This window comes from Streptomyces sp. NBC_00091, assembly GCF_026343185.1.
Taxonomy (GTDB): domain Bacteria; phylum Actinomycetota; class Actinomycetes; order Streptomycetales; family Streptomycetaceae; genus Streptomyces.
In genome coordinates this window covers 3,071,473-3,096,721 of sequence record NZ_JAPEMA010000001.1, presented here as the reverse complement: position 1 = coordinate 3,096,721, position 25,249 = coordinate 3,071,473, and the positions used below count along the sequence as shown (strand labels likewise).

General features: G+C 72.5%; 23 protein-coding genes. 4 read left to right on the top strand and 19 right to left on the bottom strand.

Features of this window, described 5'->3' with window-relative positions:
• Positions 1-7 precede the first annotated feature (7 nt).
• Positions 8-1,090, top strand: a complete 1,083-nt coding sequence (locus OOK34_RS14350; protein WP_267034259.1) for an NlpC/P60 family protein — start codon at positions 8-10, stop codon at positions 1,088-1,090.
• Here the strand turns inward: OOK34_RS14350 and OOK34_RS14345 are convergent.
• Positions 1,087-2,082, bottom strand: coding sequence for an SAM-dependent methyltransferase (locus OOK34_RS14345; RefSeq protein ID WP_267034258.1), 996 nt, complete (start codon positions 2,080-2,082; stop codon positions 1,087-1,089). The genes OOK34_RS14350 and OOK34_RS14345 overlap by 4 nt on opposite strands.
• Positions 2,083-2,189: 107 nt before the next feature.
• On the opposite strand from OOK34_RS14345, the gene OOK34_RS14340 reads away from it, so the two are divergent.
• Together OOK34_RS14340 and OOK34_RS14335 are read left to right on the top strand one after the other, a co-directional pair.
• A complete protein-coding gene (locus tag OOK34_RS14340) occupies positions 2,190-3,395 on the top strand; it encodes a sensor histidine kinase (protein ID WP_267034257.1) in 1,206 nt (401 codons plus the stop codon).
• Between the two features lie 12 nt (positions 3,396-3,407).
• Entirely contained in the window at positions 3,408-4,085 is a 678-nt protein-coding gene (locus OOK34_RS14335) for a response regulator transcription factor (protein WP_267034256.1), read from the top strand.
• A gap of 34 nt (positions 4,086-4,119) precedes the next feature.
• On the opposite strand, the gene OOK34_RS14330 is transcribed toward OOK34_RS14335, so the two are convergent.
• From OOK34_RS14330 to OOK34_RS14255, 16 genes are all read right to left on the bottom strand, one after another.
• Positions 4,120-4,740, bottom strand: a complete 621-nt coding sequence (locus OOK34_RS14330) for a hypothetical protein (protein ID WP_267034255.1) — start codon at positions 4,738-4,740, stop codon at positions 4,120-4,122.
• Positions 4,741-4,898: 158 nt separating this feature from the next.
• Positions 4,899-6,311 carry a DUF6177 family protein gene (locus OOK34_RS14325; protein ID WP_267034254.1) on the bottom strand — a complete coding sequence of 471 codons (1,413 nt, stop codon included), beginning with the start codon at positions 6,309-6,311 and terminating at the stop codon, positions 4,899-4,901.
• Positions 6,308-10,318: a type VII secretion protein EccCa gene (eccCa, locus tag OOK34_RS14320; RefSeq protein ID WP_267034253.1), complete on the bottom strand. Its 4,011-nt coding sequence runs from the start codon at positions 10,316-10,318 to the stop codon at positions 6,308-6,310. The genes OOK34_RS14325 and eccCa overlap by 4 nt, the downstream gene beginning before the upstream one ends.
• Positions 10,315-11,565 carry a MinD/ParA family protein gene (locus OOK34_RS14315; protein WP_267034252.1) on the bottom strand — a complete coding sequence of 417 codons (1,251 nt, stop codon included), beginning with the start codon at positions 11,563-11,565 and terminating at the stop codon, positions 10,315-10,317. Before OOK34_RS14315 ends, eccCa begins: the two co-directional genes overlap by 4 nt.
• A gap of 16 nt (positions 11,566-11,581) precedes the next feature.
• The gene (gene eccD / locus OOK34_RS14310; protein WP_267036737.1) at positions 11,582-12,922 is read right to left on the bottom strand and encodes a type VII secretion integral membrane protein EccD; all 1,341 of its coding nucleotides are present in this window, start codon (positions 12,920-12,922) and stop codon (positions 11,582-11,584) included.
• Positions 12,923-12,944: 22 nt separating this feature from the next.
• Positions 12,945-13,127 carry a hypothetical protein gene (locus OOK34_RS14305; RefSeq protein WP_267036736.1) on the bottom strand — a complete coding sequence of 61 codons (183 nt, stop codon included), beginning with the start codon at positions 13,125-13,127 and terminating at the stop codon, positions 12,945-12,947.
• A 204-nt stretch (positions 13,128-13,331) separates the two neighbouring features.
• Complete coding sequence (locus OOK34_RS14300) at positions 13,332-13,982, bottom strand: hypothetical protein (RefSeq protein ID WP_323183419.1); 651 nt, start codon at positions 13,980-13,982, stop codon at positions 13,332-13,334.
• The gene (locus tag OOK34_RS14295; RefSeq protein ID WP_267034251.1) at positions 13,979-14,698 is read right to left on the bottom strand and encodes a hypothetical protein; all 720 of its coding nucleotides are present in this window, start codon (positions 14,696-14,698) and stop codon (positions 13,979-13,981) included. Before OOK34_RS14295 ends, OOK34_RS14300 begins: the two co-directional genes overlap by 4 nt.
• Positions 14,695-15,555: an immunity 49 family protein gene (locus OOK34_RS14290; protein ID WP_267034250.1), complete on the bottom strand. Its 861-nt coding sequence runs from the start codon at positions 15,553-15,555 to the stop codon at positions 14,695-14,697. The genes OOK34_RS14295 and OOK34_RS14290 overlap by 4 nt, the downstream gene beginning before the upstream one ends.
• A gap of 330 nt (positions 15,556-15,885) precedes the next feature.
• Positions 15,886-16,410, bottom strand: a complete 525-nt coding sequence (locus OOK34_RS14285; protein ID WP_267034249.1) for a hypothetical protein — start codon at positions 16,408-16,410, stop codon at positions 15,886-15,888.
• A 38-nt stretch (positions 16,411-16,448) separates the two neighbouring features.
• Positions 16,449-17,285 carry a hypothetical protein gene (locus tag OOK34_RS14280; RefSeq protein WP_267034248.1) on the bottom strand — a complete coding sequence of 279 codons (837 nt, stop codon included), beginning with the start codon at positions 17,283-17,285 and terminating at the stop codon, positions 16,449-16,451.
• Between the two features lie 48 nt (positions 17,286-17,333).
• A complete protein-coding gene (locus OOK34_RS14275; RefSeq protein ID WP_267034247.1) occupies positions 17,334-18,095 on the bottom strand; it encodes a hypothetical protein in 762 nt (253 codons plus the stop codon).
• A complete protein-coding gene (locus OOK34_RS14270) occupies positions 18,092-20,455 on the bottom strand; it encodes a hypothetical protein (protein ID WP_267034246.1) in 2,364 nt (787 codons plus the stop codon). Before OOK34_RS14270 ends, OOK34_RS14275 begins: the two co-directional genes overlap by 4 nt.
• Entirely contained in the window at positions 20,452-20,832 is a 381-nt protein-coding gene (locus tag OOK34_RS14265) for a DUF6507 family protein (RefSeq protein ID WP_267034245.1), read from the bottom strand. Before OOK34_RS14265 ends, OOK34_RS14270 begins: the two co-directional genes overlap by 4 nt.
• Before the next feature lie 47 nt (positions 20,833-20,879).
• Positions 20,880-21,191 (bottom strand): pore-forming ESAT-6 family protein, encoded by a 312-nt coding sequence (locus OOK34_RS14260; protein ID WP_267034244.1) that lies wholly within the window; start codon positions 21,189-21,191, stop codon positions 20,880-20,882.
• A gap of 17 nt (positions 21,192-21,208) precedes the next feature.
• The gene (locus OOK34_RS14255) at positions 21,209-21,541 is read right to left on the bottom strand and encodes a hypothetical protein (protein WP_267034243.1); all 333 of its coding nucleotides are present in this window, start codon (positions 21,539-21,541) and stop codon (positions 21,209-21,211) included.
• A 146-nt stretch (positions 21,542-21,687) separates the two neighbouring features.
• Here OOK34_RS14255 and OOK34_RS14250 point away from each other — a divergent pair, with 146 nt between their 5' ends.
• A complete protein-coding gene (locus OOK34_RS14250; protein ID WP_267034242.1) occupies positions 21,688-22,902 on the top strand; it encodes an RNA-guided endonuclease TnpB family protein in 1,215 nt (404 codons plus the stop codon).
• Between the two features lie 97 nt (positions 22,903-22,999).
• Here the strand turns inward: OOK34_RS14250 and OOK34_RS14245 are convergent, their stop codons facing one another.
• Both OOK34_RS14245 and OOK34_RS14240 read right to left on the bottom strand, forming a co-directional pair.
• Positions 23,000-23,806 carry a hypothetical protein gene (locus tag OOK34_RS14245; protein ID WP_267034241.1) on the bottom strand — a complete coding sequence of 269 codons (807 nt, stop codon included), beginning with the start codon at positions 23,804-23,806 and terminating at the stop codon, positions 23,000-23,002.
• A 1-nt stretch (position 23,807) separates the two neighbouring features.
• Positions 23,808-25,148 carry a PH domain-containing protein gene (locus tag OOK34_RS14240; RefSeq protein WP_267036734.1) on the bottom strand — a complete coding sequence of 447 codons (1,341 nt, stop codon included), beginning with the start codon at positions 25,146-25,148 and terminating at the stop codon, positions 23,808-23,810.
• Positions 25,149-25,249 lie beyond the last annotated feature (101 nt).

Sequence of the window (25,249 nt, the reverse complement as noted above, 5' to 3'; positions counted from 1 at the left end):
CTCCCGAATGACCGCCAGGCCGAAGAGCCGCCGCAGCCGCCCCGTGCTGCACACGTTCACCGTGCTCGCGCTGCTGGCCGGCAGCGCGTACTTCACCTACGCGCTGCGCGTGGAGGAGCAGGCCAAGGCGCCCGCCGTGCAGGTCGTCCAGGACAAGGCCATAACGGCGGGGCTCACGGCGGGCGAGGCCGGCGCGCAGAAGTGGGAACGCGTCCGCAGCCCCGACCGGTCGGTGCTGCGCGACACCACCGGGCAGGTCCTGGCCACCTTCACCGACGGCGCCCGCACGGCCACCCTCACCGGGCCGAGCCGCACCTTCACCGAACCCGCCAACACCACCTCCCGGGTCGTCACCGAGAACTGGGTCCGCCTGATGCCCGAGGCGTGGAAGCAGGGCGCGGAGAACCAGCAGTGGTTCAAGGACTGGTTCAAGAAGTACTTCGGGAGCCAGGAGGACGACGTCTTCGCGATGGCCTTCCAGTACGGGGACCAGGCCCCGGTGAAGAAGGACGCGCAGGGCACCTCGTACGCGGGCGACGCCTCCTTCGGCCCGCTCAACCCGAACGGCTCCGCCGGCAACGACCTGCGCCTGGAGCAGTCGGACTTCTTCGACTACCTCGGCACCCCGTACACCTTCCGCAACGGGGTCAGGAAGCAGCCGCAGACCGCCCGCTACCGGTCGATGGACTGCTCGGGCTTCATCCGTACCGTCTTCGGCTACCGGGCCCGCTACCCCCTGATGCCCGACGACACCCCCGGCGCCGGCCTGCCGCGCACCGCGAACGGCATGGCCCGCTCCGCCCTGGGCACCGACGTGATCCCGCTCGAGGGGGTCGGCGCGGACGACCGGCCCACGTCGATCGACGTGATCCAGCCGGGCGACCTGCTGTTCTTCAAGCTCGACGCCCGCACCAAGGACCGCCTCGACCACACGGGCATCTACCTGGGCACGGACACCGACGGGCACAAGATCTTCATCTCCAGCCGGGAGGAGGCCAACGGCCCGACCATCGGCGACAAGGGCGGCACCTCGCGCCTCGACGGCAACGGCTACTACGCGACGACCCTGCGCAGCGCGAAGCGGCTCTAGCCCTTCTCTTCGGGCCAGGGCCCGATGCCGACCGGCCGGACCAGCCACCCGAAGTCGCCCAGGCCCCCGCGCGCGGTGAGTTCCGCCGCCTCGCCCGCCGCCGACAGGGCGCGGACGTAGCCCGCCGGGTCGGTGGAGGCCAGGGCCAGCGGGGGGCGGCCGCCCGAGACGCCGAGGGCGGTCAGGGCCTCCCGCTGGGTGAGCAGGCCGGCGCCCGGGCCCGCGCAGGCGTCGAGCGCGACGTGCGCGGTGACGTCGCAGTCGCCGTCGGGGACCGGGGCGACCTCGCGGCCCGCGCGGAAGCCGGTGAGGGTGCCGTACGGGGGGCGGGCCTCGCGGGTGTGGGCGTAGTCCACGGCCACCGCCAGGCCCCGCTCCAGGGTGGCGACGGCCGCCGCCCAGGCCTCGTCGCGGGCCCGGCCGATCTCCGCCCGGCCGCCTCCCGGGCCCGCCGCGCCGGGCCACCACTGCTCCAGCCAGGCCCGGTCGGCCGCCTCGAGGGGGCCGCCCGGGGTCTCCGTACCGTCGGGGGCGACCAGGACGTAGCGGCCGTCCTCGGCGATCTCCAGCGGTACGTTGTCCAGCCATTCGTTCGCGAAGAGCAGCCCGGTCGTCCCCTCGGGCGGGGCCGCCACCCAGCGGACGCGGGGGTCCAGCCCCTCGGGCCGCGCCGCGCGCTCCACGGCGTACGGGCGCACCCGCGCCGCCGTTTCCGGCGGCAGGGCGGCGAGGACCCCGGCCAGCAGTTCGCCCCGCCCGGCCCCCATGTCGACCAGGTCGAGCCGCTCCGGCCGGCCGAGGGCCTCGTCCACCCACCTCAGCAGCCGGGCCACGGCCCCCGCGTAGAGAGCGGAGGCGTGCACGGAGGTCCGGAAGTGCCCGGCGGGCCCCGGCCCGCCCGGACGTACGTAGAAACCGCCCGGCCCGTACAGCGCGGCCTCCATCGCGGCCCGCCACCGGACCGGTCCCCTGACCTCACCCTGAGCGCTCATCACCCACAGGTTAAGGTCACCCTCCACCTTGGGGAGTACTCCCCTGTCGCAGGGATCGCACCTGTGGTTGACTCCAGCACCTATCTCCTTTCCCTACTCTGGGTTACGTGCAGCGCCTCTACGACTTCATCCGCAGACACCCGACGGGCGTCGACAGCTTCTGGGCTGTCCTCTTCTTCGGGATCTCGATGATGAACGTCGCCGACACCGGGGAGACGCAGAACGCCGCCCAGCGGCTGGCCATGTTCCCCGTGGTGGCGGCGCTGACCGCCGCCGTGGCCCTGCGCCGCAAGTGGACCGTGCCGATGTTCTGGCTCACGGCGGGCGCGGGCCTGCTCCAGCTGGCCATCGGGGTGGAGATGCAGTTCTGCGACTTCGCGATGCTGGTCATCCTCTTCACGGTGGCCGCCGGCGACGTCCCGCGCTGGGTGTCCCGCTCGGCCCTGGTGTCCGGGCTGCTGGCCTCGCCGCTGTACGTCCTGCGCTTCGGCGTGGACAAGAACGTCAGCACGGTGGAGGAGGTGCTGTTCACCCTGTTCGTGATGGTCCCCTTCGCCCTCGCCTGGGTGCTGGGCGACTCGCTGCGCACCCGCCGGGCCTATTACGCGCAGCTCGTGGAGCGCAACCAGCGGCTGGAGAAGGAGCGCGAGGCGCAGGCCAAGGTGGCGGTGGCCGCCGAGCGCGCCCGGATCGCCCGCGAGCTGCACGACGTCGTCGCGCACAACGTCTCGGTGATGGTGGTCCAGGCCGACGGGGCCGCGTACGTCATGGACGTGGCGCCCGAGCAGGCCAAGGAGGCCCTCCAGACCATCTCCGGGACCGGGCGCCAGGCCCTGGCGGAGATGCGGCGGCTGCTGGGCGTGCTGCGCACGGGCGAGCCGCAGGAGTCCGAGGACTACGTGCCGCAGCCCGACGTGGAGCAGATCGAGGTGCTGGTCGAGCAGGTGCGGGCGGCCGGGCTGACGGTGGACTTCGCGGTCGAGGGCGCGCCGCGCAGGCTGCCCAGCGGGGTGGAGCTGACGGCGTACCGGATCGTGCAGGAGGCCCTGACGAACACCCGCAAGCACGGGGGCCCCGACGCGAAGGCGAGCGTCCGGCTGGTCTACTTCGACGACGGGCTGGGCCTGCTGGTCGAGGACGACGGCCGGGGCGCGGCGCACGAACTGTACGAGGACGGCGGCGCGGACGGCGCCGGGCACGGTCTGATCGGCATGCGGGAGCGCATCGGTATGGTCGGTGGAACCCTGGACGCGGGCCCGCGGCCCGGCGGGGGCTTCCGGATCAGTGCCCTGCTCCCGCTCAAGAAGAACTAGAGGTAGTCACGGATGTCCATCCGAGTGATGCTGGTCGACGACCAGGTGCTGCTGCGCACCGGCTTCCGCATGGTGCTCGCGGCCCAGCCGGACATGGAGGTCGTCGCGGAAGCGGGCAACGGCCTGGAGGCACTGGAGGTGCTGCGGGCCACGGCGGTGGACGTGGTGCTGATGGACGTGCGCATGCCCAAGCTCGACGGGGTGGAGGCGACGCGGCGGATCTGCGAGCCGGACGAGCACCCGAAGGTGATCATCCTGACCACCTTCGACCTGGACGAGTACGCGTTCTCGGGCCTGAAGGCCGGGGCGAGCGGCTTCATGCTGAAGGACGTGCCGCCGGCGGAGCTGCTGGCCGCGATCCGGTCGGTGCACAGCGGAGACGCGGTGGTGGCCCCCTCGACGACCCGGCGGCTGCTGGACCGGTTCGCGCCGATGCTGCCGTCCACGTCGGCGGAGCCGGAGAACAAGGAGATCGAGCGGCTGACGGACCGTGAGCGCGAGGTCATGCTGCTGGTGGCGCAGGGCCTGTCGAACGGTGAGATCGCGGCCCGGCTGGTGCTGTCGGAGGCGACGGTGAAGACCCACGTGGGCCGCATCCTGACGAAGCTGAACCTGCGCGACCGGGTGCAGGTGGTGGTCCTGGCCTACGAGACGGGCCTGGTCCGCGCCGGGGGCGGCGGGGCGGGCTGACCGCACCGCCGCCCTACGGCGGGAGCGGGGCTCGCTAGGAACGCTGGACGAACTCACAGGTGTTCGGGACGACGGTGTCGAGGGTGGCCGAGTCGGCGAGCAGGAAGTCGAAGTCGAGGGGGTTCTCGCCGCAGTCGATCCGGTCGAAGCCGCCGTTGCGGCTGATGATGGTGTCGTTGCCCTCGCGGCCCGCGAAGGTGTTGGAGCCGGGCACGGCGTTCCAGCCGTCCGAGTCGATGAGGCGGTCGGGGCCGCTGCCGCCGCGGAGGCGGTCATCGCCCTCGCCGCCGATGATGTCGCTCGGGACGGACGTGTTGTTGGTGGCCGAGTCGTTCCGGTCTCCCAGCGTGGCCAGGATGCGGGTCACGCCGGAGGGCCCTACGCCCAGGCCGCAGATGGCGGCGTTGGGGCCCGATTGCTGACAGCCCGGGCCGGCGATGACCTGACTCGTGGTGTCGCTGACCTTGAAGGTGTTGTTGACCAGGATCTCGAAGGTCACGGTGTTGGTCTCCCCCGGCTGCGCGGTGAAGAGGATCTGGCTGCCGCTGCGCGTCACCAGCGCGGGGCTGGCGGAGGCGGGGCCGGCGAAGGCCATCGTGAGGGTGAGCGCGGCGAGGGCCGGGGCGGCGACGCGTACCGTGCGGGAGAGGATCATGGGGGTGCTGTCCTTCGGTTGCTCGAAGCGGACCGGGTCGAGGGTCCGTCGGGACCTGCACTACCCAGAGCAACCGTCAGAATCATATTGTCAGCGCGGAGTTACCCCGGCTGCCGTACACAAGCCCACGTCCGGACGCCGCCGGGCGGCCCAGTCGCCTAAGGCAGCGGCGGCACCGCCGTGCGCAGGTGGGCCAGGAGCGTGGACAGGGACTCCCAGGCGGCCGGGTCGGTGCCGTCGCCCAGCGGGTAGTGCAGTCCGGGCCTGCGCTGCGGGCCCACCTGGGCGGGCTTGACCGCCAGCGGAGGGCGCCGCGCCTGGGTGAGCGTCGCCTCGGCCACGCCCGCGCCGCCGAGGGTGAAGGACACCGGCACCGCCGGCGCGGCCACCCGCGGGGCCAGGCTCAGGTCCCGGCGCCCGGGCCCCAGGGAGGCCAGCATGCTGACCAGGCCGTGCCCGGAGACCAGGACCTCCGCCAGCTCCCCGAGGGCGGCCGACGGCACCTCCTCCGAGGGCCCGTACCCCAGCGACAGGGTGACGTCCTCCTCGACCCCGGTGGCCGTACGGGTCACGCGTACGGTGGCCAGCGCGGGCCGCGCCGGCGATCCGACGGCGGTGACCAGCGTGGGCTCGGGCACCCGGCCCCGGGCGAGGTCGGTGAGCTGCCGCGGCGACCACGGCAGGTTCACCGGCTCGGCGGTGCCCCAGCCCGCCGGGGGCTCCCCGGTGAGGGTGCGCCAGGCGGCCTCCAGCGCGCCGCCGAGCAGCAGTTCCTCCTCGGCGGGGTGCTCCGTACGGAACTGCACGGTCAGCCGGCGCTCCCCCGGGGCCTCGGGGCGCCCGAAGGCGGCGGCGAGCCGTGGCCGGCCCGCCTCGTCGCGGGTCGGGGCGAAGGTGCCGTCCTGCCAGCTCAGCACCGCGCCGGACAGGCCGTCGTAGTACCCGCAGTCGGGGTCCTGGACCACCCACCGGTTCGGCGCCCCGGCCAGCGCGGCACGCAGCGGCAGGCTGAGCCGGCAGTGGTCCGGGGTGACGATGTGCAGGGCCGCGCCGAAGCCCGTCGTGGTGCGCAGGACGTCCGACAGCCAGGCCGTCAGCCCGACCACCGGCCGGTCCGCGAGCACCACCGCGGTGGACGCGGTGACCACGTCCACGGTCGGCAGGGCTCCCACCGGTGCGGGCCCCGCCGAGGCCTCGGAGGTCACCGGCACCACCGACACGTGCCCCGCGCCCTCGGGCCAGACCGTCCCGCCGAGCACCTCGGCGAGGCGTCCGGCGACGGCTCCGGCGAGGGGGGCCGCCTCGGGGACGGCCGTGGAGGCGCGGGTCTCCGTCCACCAGACGGGGGTGGCGCAGGGCGTGCCGAGGAGCCGTTCCACCTCGCCGGGCACCTGTACGAGCACGGGCGCCTCCACCGAGACCAGGGGCCGGCCACCCGCGCCCAGCAGCTGGATCACGGCCCCGTCCCCGGCGGCCTGGGCGTCGAGGTCCGCACCGCCCGCCGTCAGGGCCACCATCAGCGCGGTGGTGTCGGGCATCTTCGGGGTGAGGGCGATGACGTCCTTGGTCACGGTGCTTCCTGGGTCGGGGAGTCGGCGAGCGCGGTCTGCACGATCTGGTGCGGGCGGCCCCGCCGGACCAGCGTCCCGCGCCCGGGCGGCTGGGCGCTGGCGTACAGCTGCGGGAACAACTGCCCTTCGGAGCGTTCGCCGTTCATCACGAGCGCGGTGGTGCCGGATTCGCGCAGGGTGGTCATCAGCGGCTCGTACAGGGCCCGGGAGGAGCCGGCGACGCGCCGGGCGATCACGAAGTGCAGTCCGATGTCCTGGGCGGAGGGCAGGTAGGGGACGAAGGCCTGGAGGGGCTGCTGGCCGGCGGTGGTGAGGATGTCGTAGTCGTCGACGAGGACGACGATGCGCGGTCCGCCGAAGCCCGGGCCCTCGCCCGGTTCGGCGTCCGGGTCGATGCCGTCCTCCGGGAGCCGCTTGTCGAGCTCCTTGGCGATCCCGGCCGACAGCGCGGAGGCGATCTTCGCGTTGTGCGCGTACCCGCCCCGGTAGGGCTCGGGGACCACTCCGCGCAGCCCGCGCCGCGGGTCGTAGACGGCGAAGACCAGTTCCTCCTCGCCGTAGCGGGCGATGAGCTGGCGGGCGACGAGGGAGAGCAGGTTGGTCTTGCCGCACTCGTTGTCGCCGAGGATCAGCAGGTGCTGGTCCTGGCCGAAGAGGTCGAGGAGCACCGGGGCGAGGACGTCCTGGTCCACGCCGACGGGGATCCGGTACGGCTCCTCGTCGGGGGAGGGCAGCCGCTCGGCCGGCAGCCGTGCGGGCAGGACCCGTACGGGCGAGGCGAGTTCGCCGTGCCAGGTGGCGCGGACGGTGCCCGCGGCCTCCTCCAGGGCGGCGGCCAGGTCGGTGTTCCCGGAGCGGGAGTCGATGCGCGGCAGGGCGGTCTGTGCGAAGAGCTTGCCGTCGGTGAGGACCCGGCCCGGGGAGTCCGGGGAGATGGTCTCGGACAGCTTGCGGTCGATGGCCGAGTCGGAGGGGTCGCCCAGGCGCAGTTCGACGCGGCCGCCGAAGAGGGACTGGTTGGCGATGCGCACGTCGTTCCAGCGGAGCATGCCCGCCACGACGTGGATGCCGTAGCCGCCGCCGCGCTTGAGCAGGTCGGTGACGGCGTCGTCCAGTTCGGAGAACTCCTCGCGCAGGGCCCCGTACCCGTCGACGAGCAGCACGATGTCGGTGGAGGCCAGCTGGGGCAGCTTCCCCAGGGAGCGCAGCCGGCGCAGCTGGTCGACGGAGTCGATGGAGTACTCGCGGAAGAGTTCCTCGCGGGTGGCGAGCATGCCCCGTACCTCGGCGACCGTGCGGGCGGCCCGCTCCCGGTCGGCGCGCCCGGCGATGCCGCCGACGTGCGGGAGTCCGGCGAGCGCGGCGAGGCCGCCCCCGGCGAGGTCGAGGCCGTAGACGGCGACCTCCTGCGGGGTGTGGGTCAGGGCCAGCGAGAGCGCCAGGGTGCGCAGCAGGGTGGTCTTGCCGGACTGGGGGCCGCCGGTGACGGCGGTGTGCCCGCCGGCGACGGTCAGGTCCAGCTCCCAGGGGCCGCGCCACTGGCGGGCCGGGTCGTCGAGGACGCCGAGCGGCACCTTCAGCGGGGTCCGCTTGGTGTCGCCCAGCTGGAGTCCGCGGTCGGTGACGGACAGCGGGCCGGCGGCGGCGTCGAGGGGGATGGCCTCGGGCAGCGGGGGCAGCCAGATGCGGCGCACGGGCGGGGCGGCCGAGGCGATCTGGTCGACGATGACGGAGAGCACGCTGGGCCCGGTCTCGCGGGCGGTGGCGGCGGGCTTCTCCTCGGCGGCCTCGGGCGAACCGGCGCCGTCCTGGAGGGTGTTGAAGGTGGGGTAGGGCAGGGCGAGGGGGCCGCGTTCGGCGTCGTCGCGCTCGGCCGCCGGGCCCCGGTAGCGCCCGGAGACGTATCCGGCCTTGAAGCGCGTGTAGGTGGAGGTGTCCACCTTGAGGTAGCCGAAGCCGGGCAGCGGGGGCAGCTGGAAGGCGTCGGTGGTGTCGAGGACGGTGCGCGACTCGTCGGCGGAGAAGGTGCGCAGGCCTAGCCGGTAGGAGAGGTAGGTGTCCAGGCCCTTGAGCTTGCCGCCCTCGATGCGCTGGCTGGAGAGCAGCAGGTGCACGCCGATGGAGCGGCCGATGCGGCCGATGGACAGGAACAGGTCGATGAAGTCGGGCTTGGCGGTGAGGAGTTCGCCGAACTCGTCGATGACGACGAACAGGTGTGGCAGCGGCTCCAGTTCGGGCTTCTCGGCGCGCAGCACCGCGTAGTGGCCGATGTCGGCGACGTTCCCTGCGTCCTTGAGGACCTGCTGGCGGCGCTTGACCTCGCCGGCGAGGCTGGTGTGGACGCGCTCGACGAGCCCGGCCTGGTTCTCCAGGTTGGTGATGACGCCGGCGACGTGCGGGAGCTTCTCGAAGGGGGCGAAGGTGGCGCCGCCCTTGTAGTCGACGAGGACCATCGCGAGGTCCTCGGGCGAGTGGGTGGCGACCAGGGCGAGGACGAGCGTACGGAGCAGCTCGCTCTTGCCGGAGCCGGTGGCGCCGACGCACAGCCCGTGCGGGCCCATGCCGAGCTGCGAGGACTCCTTGAGGTCCAGCAGTACCGGGCCGTGCCGGTCGTCGATGCCGATCGGCACGCGCAGGAAGTCCCGCTCCCCGCGCGGGGCCCACATGCGGGCGAGGTCGAGGGCGGCCGGGTCGGCGATGCCGAGCAGGCCCATGAAGTCGACGGGTCCGGAGACGGGGGTGCCCTCGGCGACGGACTCGGCGGACAGCCGCAGCGGGGCGAGCATCCGGGCCAGGCCCTCGGCGGTGGCGGGGCCGAGCGCGTCGCTCATGCCGGCGGCGACGGGGGCCTGCGGGGTGCGCAGGTCCCGGACGGTGACGTGGCCGCCCTCCACGGTGATCCGTATGGTCACCTCGTCGGGCTCGTGGACCTGCTCGGCGAGCAGGTGCAGCACGGTGGTGTTCATGTCGGCCAGGCCCACCGCCGTGTCGGGGCGGGGCAGTTCGACGGCGTTCTCGCCGTACTCGTCGCTGACGACGAGCAGCCGGCCGGCCATGCGCAGGGCGCGCTTGTCGGACAGGCCCCGGCGCACCTCGGCCGCGTACGAGGACCTGCGGCGCAGGTCGGGGGCGAGGACCCCGGTGGCGAGCTGGGGCAGGCTGGGGGCGATCCGGCGGGCGGGGACGGGGCCGTCGTGCTCCTGCTGGTCGAGGACGTGGGGCAGCCACTTGGCCCATTCCCAGTCCGCCAGCCGCTCCCCGGGCACGCCGAGGGCGATGGCGACGTCGTCCGGGGCGTGCAGGACGGCGGTGTGCGTCAGCAGGGCGCGGGCTACGCGCAGGACGCCCTCGCGGTCGCCGACGATGCTGACGTTCCCGGCCCGGTCGAGGGGGACGGTCAGCGGGAAGTCGCTGGCCCGGCCGAAGCGGGCCATGAGGGCGCCCGCCTCGTTGAGCATGAACCGGTCGGGCGGGGTGAGGACGTTCCCGCCGCCCTGCGCGAGGCTGAGTTCCTGGACGGCGACGGCGCCGGTGCCCAGGCGGGGGCGCAGGAAGTCGGGGTCGGTGCGGCGCCGCTCCCACAGCCGCGCGGGGTCGCGTACGAGGTCGTACAGGGCCTCCGGCGGCGGGTTGAGGCGGCGGGCCTCCTCGCGGAGCTCCTTCTCGCGGGCGCCGAGCTCCTCGCGCTGCTCCTCCAGGTACTCCAGGTAGCGCTCGCGCTGGGCGCGGCGGGTGCGCTGGGCCTTGCCGCGCTGCGACCAGAACAGGGCGATGGCGCCGATCAGCGCGAAGACCAGCACGATCGCCCCGACGGCGGCGAACTGGCTGTTGCGGATGACGGTCATCATCACGACCGAGCCCATCACGCCCGCCATCGGCAGCAGTGCGGTGGCCGGGCTGCCGATCTTGCCCTCGGGCAGGTTGGGCGGGGCCTCGACGGCGTGGGGGTGCGCGGGGGCGGGGGGCAGGGTGCCCCGGGCCGGCCGGTGGATCAGCTGCTGGGTCACCGTGCCGCACCGGCAGCCGGGAGGGCCACGGCACGCTGGAGCACCTCGGCGGCGAGCCGTACGGCCGCCTCCCGGGTGCGGGCGCCGAGGAGTTCGGTGCGGACGGCGCCGCCGGAGGCGAGGTGGCGGTCGTAGGGCAGTACGACGACCCCCGCGCCCGTCGCGCGCAGCTTCTCGGCGGCCTTGCCGAGGTCGATGGCGGGGTGCGGGGCCTGGGCGGTGAGCACGACGACGGTGCGCGGCAGGACGGGCACCGGCAGGGTGGCGAGCCAGTCGAGGACGGCGTGGGTGGAGACCAGGCCCTCGGCGGTGGCGGGGGTGGTGAGCACGCGGGCGTGCGCGGTGTCGAGGGCGGTACGGGCCACGTCGCCCGGGAGGGTCTCGCAGTCGACGACGGTGACCCCGAAGTAGCGGCGCAGCGCGACCATCACGGTCCGGTAGGTGGCGACGTCGACCTGGGCGCCGATCCGGCCCTGGCTGCCGGGCAGCAGCCAGCCGCCGTCGGCGAGCGGGACGAGGTAGCCGGTGATGTCGGTGAGCTGCATGGAGGGGCGGACGATCTGCGCGAGGTCCGCGCAGGTCCAGCGCAGGGACTGCACGCCGAGCCGGACCGGGAGGGTGCCGAGGGCGGCGTCGGCCTCCAGGGTGAGCACCGGGTCGTGGCGGAAGTGGTTGTAGGTGCGGCTGAGGAGGGCGGTGACGGTGGTCTTGCCGGAGCCACCGCGGATGCTGGTGACGACGATCTGGCGGCCGGTGGTGACGGGCTGCTGCACCTGCGTGGCGAGTTCCGTCTCGGCGGCGACGGCCTTGGCGACGGAGGAGCCGAGCGCTCCGCGCAGGGTGCGCAGGGTGCGGCGCATCAGCGGGTCGCCGTGGCGGGCGCGGCCCGCGGCGGCGTCCGAGCCGGGGACCGGGACGGTCTCGGGCGCCCGGGCCTGCGGCGCTTGCGGGGTGTAGGGCTGCTGGTGGGGCTGCTGTTCGTAGCGGGGCTGCTGTGGGGCCACGGGCGCCGCCTGCTGCGGGACGGGGGCGTGCGGCTGCATCGGCAGGGGGCCCTGTGGTGCCTGCTGGTGGCCGACGGCGGGCGCCGCCGCGCCCGCACCGTGGCCCATCAGGTCGCCCAGGACGCCGGCCTGCCAGTCGCCCTGCGCGCTCCCGGGCCCGTTGCCGGGCCCATTGCCAAGCCCGTTGCCGTGGTCGCCCCCGGGGCCGTGCCCGTCACGCTGGTTCATGCTCATGTCTGACATGTCTGAGTCGCAACCCTTACGCGAAGGTGCCGAGCAGCCGCCCGTACACGCCGAACACCCCGATGAGCAGCGGGAACAGCACGATGACCCCGATGGACTCGGCGGTGTCCCCGAACCGCCGCAGCCGGACCCGTACGTGCTCGGGCGGCTGAACGGCCAGGACGCCGAGCGCCGCCAGGGCCAGCGCCAGCAGGACCGCCAACGGCCCGGCCGCACCGGCCCGTCCGGCCCACACCAGCAGGGCGGCCACGGTGACGGCGGCCCCGGCCAGCAGCAGCGCGACCACCTCCGCGACGAGCGGGAACGCCCGCGCGCGCAGCCACAGCACGACGGCGACCGCCGAGGCCAGCGACACCGTCCAGATGTCGGGTTCCCGCAGCGCGAGCACCCCGGCCGCACCCGCCGAGACGGCGGTGGCGAGGGTGGCCAGCACCATGCCCCGGTGGGTGGCGCCCAGGGCCGTCGCGACCGTGTACCGGCTGACCGAAGCCCCGCGCGCCCGCTGGTCGTCGAGCCCGGTGAGCCCGGCCGCGGCCAGCGCGAGCCGGGGCAGCAGCCCGAGCAGGACGACCGAGACCACGGCGAGCACGGCCCCGGTACGGGCGCCCGCCTGCCCCTGGAACAGGGCCACGCCCTCCCAGATGGCCGTCAGCCCGGCCACGGCGGCGGCTCCGACGAACCCGCCCCGCCCGAGCGGCGTGAACCACCCCAGCAGCGCGAGTCCCACGGCCAGCGCACCCGCCACGGCGGCGAGCCGGCCCATGGCACCCCAGTGCTGCGCGTCGCCCAGGGTCCACGCCCCGAGCACCCCGACCGCACCGGCGCAGGCCAGCAGTGCCGCCGCGAGCCCGGACCGCTTCAGCCGCCCGGCCAGCGCCCCGACGGCCCCGCAGACGGCGGCCGCCGCGAGCAGCGCGCCCGCCACGGCCCCCGGCGCGAACTCCGCCCGGGCGAACCACCCGGCCACCAGCGCCCAGCCGACCAGCCCCGCCCCGGCGGTGACCCGCCGCGCGGAGGGCCGCCAGCGCCAGGCCCGTACGTCGAGGTCCTCGGCCGCCTCGTCGGTGACGTCGTGTACCACGGGCGCGGACGGCACGTCCTGCACCCGTACGAGGCGCAGTACGGCCCCGTCGGCGACCCCGGCGTCCTCGAGGGAGGTGCCGTGTTCGATGACCGATCCGTCGCCGGTCACCAGGTGCCGCAGCATCGGCTGCGCGGCCACCCGGTCGTCCAGCATCCGTATGACGTCGGGCAACAGCCGCCCGACAGGCTCCTGGGACGGCAGTACGAGATCCATCCGCCGCCGCTCACCGACCAGGGTGACCCGGCTCAGTGCCGTACCGCTTCCCGCCCCCATGCTCACCACGCGCTCGAACCTATCACCGAGTACTGACCTGCCCGGGCGTTCCCGTCTTGCCGATGAGGCGGTGCGAGATGAACGACCACCCCACGCAGCCGGCGCACAGCACCGCCGCGATCACCAGCCCGGCGACGGCCTTCCCGATCCGCTCGTCGGCCACCCGCCGCCCGCGCTGCGCCCCGAACAGCACGGCGTCGCGCATCCGGCGCCGCCGTACCGCGACGGATTCCAGCAACTGGCTGTCGTAATCCTCAGCCGCCACCCCGGCCTCCCTTCTCCCCTGTCGCCCCTGACGCTAGTACGCCCCCTCACGACGAGGAAACCGGCGGCTCCGGTTGCACTTCGGCGTACGCGGGACCGAACGAGTATCCGCACGAGTACCGCACGAACCCCTCGCACTCCCCGTTCAGCGTCTCCACAACCCCATCAGGTCGGTGAGGTCCGGCCCCACCCCGTCGATGATGTCCGGCGCTACCAGCCCGTACCCCTCGGCCATCCCGAAGTAGGTGGGCTCGCCCGGCTCCGCCGGGACCCCCAGCAGCTCGTCCAGCTCCGCCAGCGCCGCCCCGAGCCGGGGCGCGTTGTACCCGTACACCTCCGGATGCGGGGTGCCCCGGAAGTCGCAGGTCCCCCACACGTCGTGGTGCACGGCCAGCTCCGCGAAGAGCCCCGTCACCGGGTCCGGATCCACGCTCAGCTCGACCAGCCCCGGCTCCCGGTGCCCCCGGCCCGCCGCGTCGAACCAGGTCCCGGACCCCAGCACGTACAGCGCCCCGGGCTCGGCCCGCGCCGCGCCGACGGGCCGCAGCTCCATCACCCGGCCGGGCAGGGCGCCGTCGTCCAGCGCCCGGCCGGCGAGCTCGAGGCGGCCACCGCCCTCCCCGAAGACCCAGGCCCACTCCAGCGCCTCGGGCTCCAGCAGCCCGTGCCGCCCCAGTACGCCGGCCATGGCGGCCGCCGTCCGCAGCGCGGCCCCCACTCCCGCCCCGCCGGCCTCCTCGAAGTCCCAGTACCACGACCCGCACTCCCGCGGCGCCCGCATCAGCCCGCCCGTCACGTGCACTGCCCCTCACCGACGCCGATGAGCCGGGCGGCCTCCAGCTCGTCGATCCAGGTCAGGACCGTCTCGTCGAAGCGGTCCGGCTCCCAGCGGAGGCCGGGGCCGAGCCGTTCGTCCCACCGCTCGTCCCGCAGCACGCGCCGCCGCAGGAGCGGGCCCGGGCGGTCGGGCGCCGTGTAGTACGTGACCCGGCCCTCGGCGTCGAGGGCGTCGAGGACGGGCGGAGTGAGCACGCTCAGGGGCAGCCCGCCGAGTTGCCCCTCCAGCGGCCCGTGCTTGAACATCACCCCGGTCAGGTCGAGGAAGGACCCCGAGCAGTCCCGGAAGAACGCCCCGCCCCGCTCGTAGAAGAGCACGAGCGGCTCGTACAGATCCGGCAGCCCGGCCCCCACGGCCGGGTTCCGCAGCCGCAGCTCCGCGAGCCGCACGGCGCCGGTACAGGTGGCCCCCACCTCCCCGTTGAGCAGGCGGCGCAGCAACTCCTCCAGCCCGCCCGCGACTTCGAGATCGAGCTCGAACTCCGCGTCGACGTAAGGCGTCACATCACAGAAGGGCCAGACCTCCTCGGCCCCGTACGCCCGCGCCCACACCGCCGCCCGCCGCAGATACTCACGGAACAGCACCCGACGCGACCCGACGCGGTCGAACGCGCGGTCCCAGTCGCAATCCCAATCCACCGCCCGCAGCCGCTCGAGCATCAACGCGGAACTCATCCCTCGAACTCCCCCACCCAAGAGCGCTTGAGCAGGTGCCCGGGCAGGTACGGGGACTCGACCCCAACCGGGATCCCACCGTCGTAGGCGAGACAGGCGACGGCGAGGATGCCAAGCGGCACCAGCCCCTCGATGTCCTCGGCCCGCTCCGGCGTAGCCGTCCAGTACCGCTTGTGCAGCTCCAGAGCCTCCACGAGCGCCGCGTGGAAGCCCTCCTCGTCCTTGCGGAGGAACTTGTAGAACAGGTTGATCGGCGGATACGCCACGTGCTGGACGTACTCCCGCCCCGCGATCACCGTCACATCAGGATGCGACCTGCCGAAGGTGGCCGTCAGCTCCTCCACCAGCTCCGGCCGCTTCAGCCAGTACGCCTGGAGCGCCGCCACCCAGTGGAACAGGTAGTCGTCGTGATCCGCACCCGAGGCCCGCAGCACGTCCAGGGGCAGCTCGCACAGCTCCGTCATCCGCGGCTGGTCGCGCGTGATGATCGCGTACCAGAACGCGCGCACCCACGCCGCGGCGCGCGCCGCGTGGTTCGGACCCGTCGCGGGCAGGGTGCGCAGCTCGTGGTGAATGCGGCACTGCGTCGTGCCATCGGCCATCCCCGCCGTACGGAAGAGCGCCGACCCCAGCTGCGCGGCATCGACCACCGTCTCCCATGTGGTCAGTTCGGCGGCCGTCGGGTCGACAAGGGTCCGCGACTGGACGTGCAGGTCCGCCTGCTCCCAGACCCGGTCGAGTTCGGCCGGGAGCGCGGCGAGCTCCTCGATATTGGCGGCCAGCCGCTCGTCCTGTCTCCTGACCCAGTCCGCGCTCTCGGGGCACGGGCCGAAGTGGCCGTCCACGATGACCGTCATCTCTCCCCATCCCCTTCCAGTCGGCCGCGATCCTCCCACAGCAGGCGTCCGCATAGGCCGACAGCGCCAGCAGTACCGCGCCCTCGCCCCACACGTCGATCCGTACGGTGAACTGCTTCTCCGCGCGGCGCCTGACTCAGCCCGAGCGCCTTCGCTGCACCGCTCCCGGCGGCATCCGCCAGCGGTACGGCCCCGCCGCACAACCGCTCCAGCACGGGAGTGGCTTCGGGCTTCGACGTTTCCGAACATCTGGCTCCATCCCCGCTTCCCGGGGCCGGGCGCTCTGCGCACCGGGCCCCGGGCCCCGGGAAGAAGGCGAACACCTGTGACTCAGGCTGTGAGCAGGGCCTTGGCGCGGAGGAAGATGTCGTCGTCGTCCAACTGCACGGACTCCGCCTCCATATCGGTCACGATCCGCTGCAGAACCTTCGCCCACTCGCTGACGAATACTTGCGTACGGACCACCGAATCGCCCCGCTCGGCCAGCAGCGACTCATAGCTCCCGAGCGCGCTGTGCCAGCGCGCCTGGATCCTCAGCGAATCGCCGCCCTCGCGGGTGATCCTCCATTCGGCCGAGAACGTGTCGGATCCCCAGAAGACCTCGGTCTCCGAGAATTCCGGCCGTTGAATTTCCTCAAGAAGGGGCACCAGGTCGTCGATGAGAGCGGCGAGGTCATAGCCGTACGACAGCCGGACCGGCACCAGATTCCAGACGAGGATGGCGTCCTCGGCCTCGGAGGAGTACATCTCACCGACCGCGTCAGCCATGTCGGCAGCCGATTCACACCTCCGTGCGGCCGGGCAGCCTGCCTGGATCGAGAAACTCATCGTCGTTCCCATCGCGTGGTCGGGCAAGCGTGCACCTTGCCGTTCGGCTGCGGGTGCCGACACCGTCAGTGCCTTCCCGACAATTCCTCCAACGCATCCAGCGAAGCCGCCTCGTGCACCGTGGACCCGACGACCGAGCCGTTCGTGCTGTCGTCCAAGCCGCCGAGCAGCTCGGTCAACGCCTCCAGCGCCCCCAACCCCCGCAGGCGCAGGGCACGGAGCCTCAGCAGCCACGGCACGCCGGCCTCGAAGGCCGCGTCACCCGCCGCGGTACGGGGCCCGTAGCCGGCCGCGCCGTCGGCCGACGCCCAGAGGTAGCCGAGGAGCCGCTCCCCGCGCCGCACCCCGGCGTACCGGACGGGCTCCTCGGTGCTGCTCTCGTAGTCCTCTTCCCCGAGTCCGCCGGGGAGGAGCTTCGTGAGCCGCCTCCAGCGCGCGGGGACCTCGAAGTTGCCCCAGGAGTCGTCGTACTCCGGTCCCTCCGCGAACCCGTCCGCCGTGGGGCAGGCGTGCCAGGTCGGGTCGCCGGGGTCGACCTCCGCCCCCGTCAGCTCGGAGATCCGCTTCAGCCCGGCGGCGAGCCGGGGCGCATTCTCCGCGGCCACCTCGGGCTGCGGCCGCTCCCGGAGGTCCTGGGTCAGCCAGGCATCGGCGTAGGCGGACAGTACGAGCATCACCGCGCCCTCGCCCCACACGTGGACCCGCACCCCGAACAACTTCTCGGCCCGCCGGTCACAGAGCACGACCGATCCGGTGCCCTCACCGGTGACCAGCCCGATGACCGCCAGGGCATCCCTGACGTCCCTCAGCAGATCGAGCGCCCTCGAAGCTCCGCTCCCGAGGGCATCGGTCAGCGGGGAGGGCTCCCAGAACCACTCGCCCACCGGCTCGGACGTGATCACGGTTCCCTCAGAGTCGATCCGGGCACTGGGACCGCTGACTGTTCGCGGTCAGCTGTTCGATCCCGAGCCTGCAGCCACGATCGCACCGATGAGCCGGGTCGCCGCCAGCTCGTCGATCTCGACCAGCCCAGCCTCCTTCATCGACCCTTCGGAGGCGGGGAGCAGGTCAGTCGGCTCCCAGCGCAGATCGCGGGCGAACAGCTCGTCCGACTGGCCGTCCCTCAGCACACAACGCCTCAACAGGGGCCCCTGGCCGTCGGCTGCGGTGTAGTACGTGACCCGTGCCGTGACGTCCAGAGCGTCGAGGACAACGTCGCTGAGCAGTACGATCGGCGAACTGCTGAGATAGCTCTCCCTCGGAGCAGGGCGGTACCGTACGCCGGTCAGGTCGAGCCAACCAGCGTTGTCATAGGCGAAATCCCCTCCCCGCTCATAGAAGATGACGAGCGGTTCGTAGAGGTCCGGGAGACCGGCACCCACGGCCGGGTTCTGCGCCTGGAGTTCAGCCAGACGCACTGCACCCGCGCATGTGTTCCGGAGTTCTTTGGTGGTAAGCCGCTTCAGGAAATCGTCCAGCTCTTCCTTGAGTTCTGGGGAGGGTTCGAAACCGGGGTCCACGAAACGTGTGACGTCGAAGAACGGCCAACCTTCAGCCGAGTACGCCTGGGACCACACGGCGGCTCGCCGCAGATACTCACGGAACAGGACGCGACGCGAGTTGACATGCCCGTACGCGTAATCCCAGTCGTCACCCATCCATTCCACCGCACGCAGGCGATTCAGCATGGAGGATGCTTCCCCGTCGGTCATTTGAGCTCAATTCCCTTCGATCGCAGCTCCTCCTTGAGGGCTGCCACCACCTCGTCGATGTTTGAAAGATCGGATGCCAGCTCGACCTTCGGCACGTCGAAGCCAGCCCCAGCCCAGTGGTTGAACCCGCCCTTTCTCTCGTTCAGCGCAAGGTCATGGGCTCCGGCGTCTTCAGTACGCTTGGGGAAATCGTGATAGTACTCAAGATTGCCGCCTTCGTTCTGGAACTCATTCCACAGATGTGGGGATTCACGAAGGTACGGAAGACCACCCTCGATCAGCTGACTCTCCACGTATTCGTGCCCGATATAGCGCTCGAACTTCGTCGCTTCCTCAGGTGTCAGACTACGCTGGCCGGCTGCCTGCCAGATCTCGGCGATGTCCTGGCGCGGAGTGAAGTAGCCATTCCTTACGAGGTTCGGGCCGTCGGCCACCAGGTGCTCGGTGAGGAAGAAATGGGTGCGCACACGGTCCAGCACCTCGGGACGGATACCGGTGTTATCGGAAATCGCAGCGATGTCCAGGGTTTCCGGGTTGGCGCGCACCTCGTCGTAGAACCGCGCCGTCGGGGCGTGATCAGGCTCCTCGATGTAGCGGTTACCGTCCGGCCTGGGCTCGGATTTGCCAGGGAACGTCCCGTCGTCCACGCCTCCGGTGGGGCCATCGGGAAGAGAACCGCCACCCGGGCCCTCGCCCTGGTGCGGGACCGTCGGGCCGTCGCCGTGCCCGCCGCCCGTGCCGGGGCCGTCGCCGTGGCCGCCCGTGGACGGGGTTTCCGTGTGGCCGCCGCCGGTGGGGGTGGTGTCCGTGTTGCCATGGCCGCCCGTGCCGCCGGGTTCGGTGTGGCTGTTGTGCGGGGTGTTGTCCACCGTGCCGCCGGGCTGGTGGGCGGTGTTGTCGACCGTGTGCGCGGCGTTGTCCGCGGTGCCCGCGATCGGGTGGGCCGCGTTGTCCGCGGTGCCCGTCACCGAGTGGGCCGGGGCGCCGACGGTGACTTCCTGGCGCTTGGGGACCTCGGCCAGGGGGTGGTCGGGGCCCTTGGGGACCGAGGTGAGGTCCTGCTTGGGCAGGCCCTTGTGGTCCAGGAGCTGGTTGGTGGTCTTGTCGTAGTACTGGGGGCGGCCCAGCGCGTCGTCGGGCAGGCGGACCGTGTCGTCCGGGTGCGGGAACTTGACGCCCGGGGCGTCGGCCTTGGGGAGGTCCTTCCAGACCACGTCGTCGAGCTTCGGGAAGGCCCCGTCGACCTTGCCCAGGTTCGCGAAGAGGTCGCCGATCTTCAGCTTGGCCAGCGAGCCGGCCTTGCCGATGTAGGTGATCGGGTCGATCAGCCTGCCCGCCTTGCCGGCCACGCTGATCACCTTCGCGACCGAGCCCGCCTTGGCGGCCGTACCGGCGCCGCCGGTGAAGACGGTGGTCAGGACGTTGAAGGTGACCGCACCCGCCGCGCGGGCCGGGTTCTTGCCCCACTCGTCCCACGCGACCAGCGCCTTGCCGGTCTCCTTCATCGCCGTGCGCGAGTCACGCAGCCAGCCCGGGAGCTGCTTGTCGTCGGCCATCCAGAACGCCGTGCCGACGCCCGGGATGGTGGTGATCGCCAGACCGGTCGCCAGCTTCGCCAGACCCACCCAGGCCTGCCCCGCCTTGTCCCAGCCATCGACGCCGACGAGGGTGCCCAGGCCGCGGATCGTGCCCCAGATGCCGTCGACGATCAGGCCGTCCCAGACGAAGGACTTCGCCCAGTGACCGATCTCGTACCAGCGGTGGGTCTCCTCCAGCTGCGAACCCCACGGCAGGTCCTGCGCCTTGTTGAGGTCCTCGCCCTTGTAGCCGTACATGTTCGCGCCGTGCGAGCCGTCGTCGGCGGTCAGCGGCGGCGCACAGTACAAGGCGCGGATCTTGTTCGCACAGGTCCGCTCGGCCGCCCAGAAGGCGGAGACGGCCGCGTTGACGTCGTGGATCAGATCGTTGTTCTCATCGATCTTGTCCCCGTCGTCCTTCCAGTGCTCGTCCCCGCTGATCTTGTTGGTGAAGGTGGTGGCCTTCGCCTGGAGCTCCTTCAGCCGCGCCACGATCGGGCGCGCCTCGGTGACGTACTCGCCCAGCGCCTTCGCCGCCGACTCCAGCTGGTCCGCGAAGAAATCACTGTCGGTCTTGACCGGCTTGGTCGTCGCGAACAACTGCGCCGCCTCCGGCGCCGTGTAGAACGCGGACAGGCCCTGGAACTCGGAGTCGACGTTCGAACCCGCGTCACGGAAGGTGCCCGCCGCCGTCGCGATCGCGTTCCTGTTCGTCTCCAGCAGGTCAAGGTCGCCCGTGAACTGCGGGATCGTGCACGGATTGATCGGTACGTGGTCCGTCACTTCTCCCCCGCCCCCGGAAGGTCGACCTTCGGCTCCTTCAGCGCCTCGTTCTGCGCGTTCTGCGCCTGCTCGATGTTGCCCTGCACGTACGCCGTCGTCGCCTTGATGGCGCCGTTCAGCGAGGCCTCCGTACGCGCCCCGATGTACCCGAGACGGTATTCGTGGGACTTCATGAGCTCACCCAGCGCGCCGGCGATCGGGCCCATGCCGCCGCCCTCACCGCCGGTGCCGCCGCCCGGCGTGACGGTGCCGGCGTGCTGCGCCGCCTGCGGCAGCTGCTCCTGGAGCGTCTTGCCCGCCTTCTGGAAGCCCTCGGCGGCGGTGATCGTCTTGTTGACGACCCCCTGCACGCCGGACGGCTTGATGTCCCAGTCCATGCCCTACCCCCGTGTCCTCGCGTCCCTCGCGTCCGTGCCGGCCTGCGTCAGCCGATGCCGTCCACCGCCGCCTTGGCCTTCGCGAGCGTGGCCTGGGCGGTCGAGTCGTTCTGCTCCAGCGTGGTGCGCACGAGGCGGATGATGTCGCGCACCTCGTTCGCCGCCTTGTTCCAGCGGACTTCCTTGCCGTGGTACTCGTCCGAGACGCCGTCGGCCGTGAACTCGGCCATCGCCGCCTTCACCGCCGCGTCACGGTCACCGAGCACCCGCTCCAGCTGGCCGATGATCCCGCCGAGCCCGCCCTGGACCTCCACGGAGGCGGCGACGTCGTACGAGGTGCGGTCCTGGTTCTGTCCCATGCTTCAGTCCCCCGGTGTCAGCGCGCGCCGAAGCGGGCGGCGTCGAAGTTCGCGGAGCCCATGTTCTGGTGGGCGTTGTCGCCCTGCTCCTGGTCACCGGAGGTGAACGAGGTGTCCATCCCGGACTGACCGCCGATGATGGCGCGCAGCGAGGCGTTCAGCTCGCCCGTGATCGCATCCGAGCGCCGCTTGAACGAGTCGAACGCGGCCCGCCCGACACCGTTGAACTTGCCCTCCAGCGGGTCCGCCGCGGCGATCAGCAGCTTGATCAGCGTGCCGAGGTCGTCGCTGGAGCCACCCGTGGCCTTGCCCAGCTCGGACAGCGTCGTACTGCCCATGTCGAATTTCATCGCCAGTCTCCTTGCGTGGATGCCCCCGGCTTTGTCCGGGGGAGAAAGCGCATCGTGGCCCTGGGTCGCGCAGCGGCCAACTGCCCCTGCGTGATGTTCTGACCCAGGCTTGTGCTCGGATCGTAACCGCCCCTAGCGTCTGAAACATGGGGGCTTCTCCCGTGAAGCGGGCCTTCAAATACCGCTTCCATCCGACGGACGCGCAAGCAGTTGAGCTGGCGCGGACGTTCGGGTGCGTGCGGAAGGTCTACAACCTGGCCCTTGCCGCCCGGGCCGAGGCTTGGACCCGAGGCGAGCGGGTGGGTTACGGGCAGACTTCCGCGATGCTCACGGCATGGAAGCAGACACAAGATCTGGCCTATTTGGCCGAGGTCTCGTGTGTGCCGTTGCAGCAGGCACTCAGGCATGTGCAGGCCGCGTTCGTGGCGTTCTGGAGGAAGCGGTCCAAGTACCCCCGCTTCAAATCGAAGCGGAAGTCCCGGGCCTCGGCCGAGTACACGCGCAGTGCGTTCCGCTACGCCGACGGCCGGCTGCGGCTCGCCAGGATGACCGAGCCGCTGGACGTGGTGTGGTCGCGTCCGCTGCCGACGGGTGTGGCGCCGTCCACCGTCACGGTCTCCCGGGACAGTGTCGGCCGTTGGTTCGTGTCCCTGCTGTGCGAGGACACTCCAACGCCCATGCCGGCCAGCACGAATGCCGTGGGCATCGACATGGGGCTCACGTCCCTCGTCACCCTCTCGACCGGGGAGAAGGTCGCCAACCCGAGGCACGAACGTCGGGACAGGGAGCGCCTGGTGCGTGCGCAGCGGGCGTTGGCCCGGAAGGAGAAGGGCAGCAGGAACCGGGCGAAGGCCCGGACCCTGGTGGCGAGGATCCATGCCCGGATCGCCGACCGGCGCAGGGATCACCTGCACAAGCTGACGACTCGACTCGTGCGCGAAAACCAAACGCTCGTGATCGAGGATCTGACCGTCCGCAACATGCTCAAGAACCACAAGCTCGCCCGTGCCATCTCCGACGCGGGCTGGCATGAGCTCCGGCGGATGCTGGAGTACAAGACGGCCTGGTACGGGCGCACGCTGATCATCGTGGACCGGTGGTTTCCCAGCACGCGCCTTTGCTCCGTCTGTGGGGTCATCGCCGAGGCGCTGTCCCTGGACGTCCGTGAGTGGACGTGCGAAGGCTGCGGGACCACCCATGACCGGGACGGGAACGCCGCTGTGAATCTTCTGGCCGCCGGGCTGGCGGTCGCTGCCTGTGGAGCGGGTGTAAGACCTCATCGGGAGTCCTCCTCTCGGTCGGGGCGGTCCGTGGTGAAGCAGGAAACCCCACCCGCGAGGGTGGGAACCCGCTCCCGCTAGGGAGAGGGCGAAGCCAATCACCCACCCCTGACGTGTTGTGCCGTCACTTGCGTGCGTACCTGTCTACCGAAGGGACGTTGCGAACACAAACACGGTTTCATCCAGCCGGAACGTCTGTCCGAAAATCGCCCCCGGCTGGTTCTCGCCCCCCGAGCACCTCCCGTACGTACGCGTTCCCGGAGTCCCACAGCCGGGCTGCCAGGGCCCGGCCGGCCGGGCCCTGGCAGCGGGCGACGGGGCCGGCGGCGTGCTGGAGGGCGCGGCCGGAGGGGGCATGGGCGAGGAGGCGCCCGAGCAGGTCCACGGCGAGTTCCTCGTCGACCCTGGTCACCGAGCCGGCCAGGTCGACGAGTTGGGTCTCCACGTCGAAGTGGAACCGCTCGCCGTCCCGGATCCGGGCGATGCCCCGGTCGATGACCGCGCGGATCTCGGGCAGGCAGGCCCGTACGGCCTCCGCGTCCAGGACGTCGCCCAGCCGGTCGTCGAAGCCCTCCCGGTCGGCGAGCCCGATCAGGGCGCGGAAGGTCTCGGTCCGCAGCGCCGTCGTGCCCTTCTCCTCGGCCAACTCGCGGCTGCCGGCGGCGGCTTCGCAGAAGAGCCCGTAGCTCCGGTCCGCCGAGAACCAGCGGTCGATCGACCAGTCGTACCAGGGGGTCGCGCGGGGGTCCCCGGCCGCCCGGACGACGGCCTCGAAGCCGGCCGGCTCGGCCCAGGACACCAGGGCGACGAGGGCCATGAGGCGCTCGCCGGCGGCCCCGCCGGGGTCGGCGACGAGGGCGACGAGGCCGGGTACGCGGTCCCGGTGCCGGGGATGGTCGTGGCCGTCGTAGATCACGTCGTAGGGGTCGTCGGTGGGGCTGCCGTCGAAATCGGTGCCCAGCAGCGCCTCGTAGGCCGTCGTCACGTCAGGTCATCCATCGGTCGGGGCGGGCCGCCGCGCGGGAGGTGCGGGAGCGGACCGCCTGGGCGTCCAGCAGCGCGGAGGCCTCGTCCGCGCCGCGCAGCCGGGCCGTGACGGTGGTGTTCGCGCCGGTGTCCACATGCAGGTCGGCCACCCCGCGGGCGCGCTCCCAGGGGCCCTGTGAGCGGCGCACGCTCTGCACCTTCGCATGCGGAACGATCTCCGTACGCCGGCACAGGCGCCCGCGCCGGGCAGCGAAGACCTCCTCCGAGACGGCCAGGCCGTACCCCTTCCACCACACCGGCACCACCCACCGCGACCCCGCGCGCGGGGACGGGCTGAAGGCCAGGCCCGCCAGGTCCGCGCCCGGCAGCACGCGGGCGATCAGGGCGTGGGCGGCGGCCCGGGTGGCCACCGGGACCAGCACCCCGTTCTTGGAGCCGGCCACGGCCAGCTCCACCCGGACCCAGCCGCGCCGCCGCCACAGCAGCGGCTCCACGATCCGTACGGCCTGCACGCGCCCCGGCGGGACGGTCTCGTGGGCCCGGTCCAGCAGCCCGTGGTCCAGGCGCAGCCCGTCGGGGGACTCGGCGACGGTCCAGTCGTACCCGGCGAGGAACCGGCCCACGGTGCCGCCCCACGCCGCGCCGAGCAGCGGCACCAGGATGACCGCGGCCGCCCAGAGGCTGTCGCTGACCCGCCACACGACCAGCGGGGCGACGAGCCCGCCGGCGAGCGCCGCCCACACGTCGAGCCCGAGCAGCAGAGAGACCACCAGGTCCCGTACGGACACGCGCAGCAGCTCCCGCGCGGGGGCCTGGCCGACGGCGACGGCCTCGGCGGGCGCGAAGCCGGCCGCGCGGGCCAGCAGCTCGGCGCGCAGGGCGACGGCGTCGCGTTCGTCGAGGAAGGCCAGCTCGTCCTTCGCCTCGGTGCCGATGACGTCGAGCCGGAGCTTGGCGACCCCCGCCACCCGGGCCAGCATCGGGCGGGTGACGTCCACGGCCTGGATGCGGTCGAGGCGGATGTGGGCGGTGCGGCGGAAGAGCAGCCCGGTGCGGATGCGGAGCTCGGTGTCGGTGACGGAGTAGTGGGTGAACCACCAGCTGAGGAAGCCGTACGTGCCGAAGACGAGGACCAGCCCGGCCACCATGAGCAGCCGCACGGCGGGGGTGAGGCCGCCGACCCACTCCTGGGCGCGCTCGCCCTGCTGGATGACGACACCGGTGGTGGCGGTGATGGGCACCCATGCGCGGCGCAGCGGGGTCAGCACGTGCAGCCGCCGTTCGCCTCCCGGCGGGGAGGCGGGTCCGGTGCCCAGGGCCGGTGCCAGTGCCGGTGCCAGTGCCGGGCTGGGGTGCCGCTGCGCGGGGCCGGCCCCTCCCCGCCCTTCCACCGTTCCCCCGGGCTCCGCCCCGGACCCCGTTCCGGGGCGTTCCGCCGGGA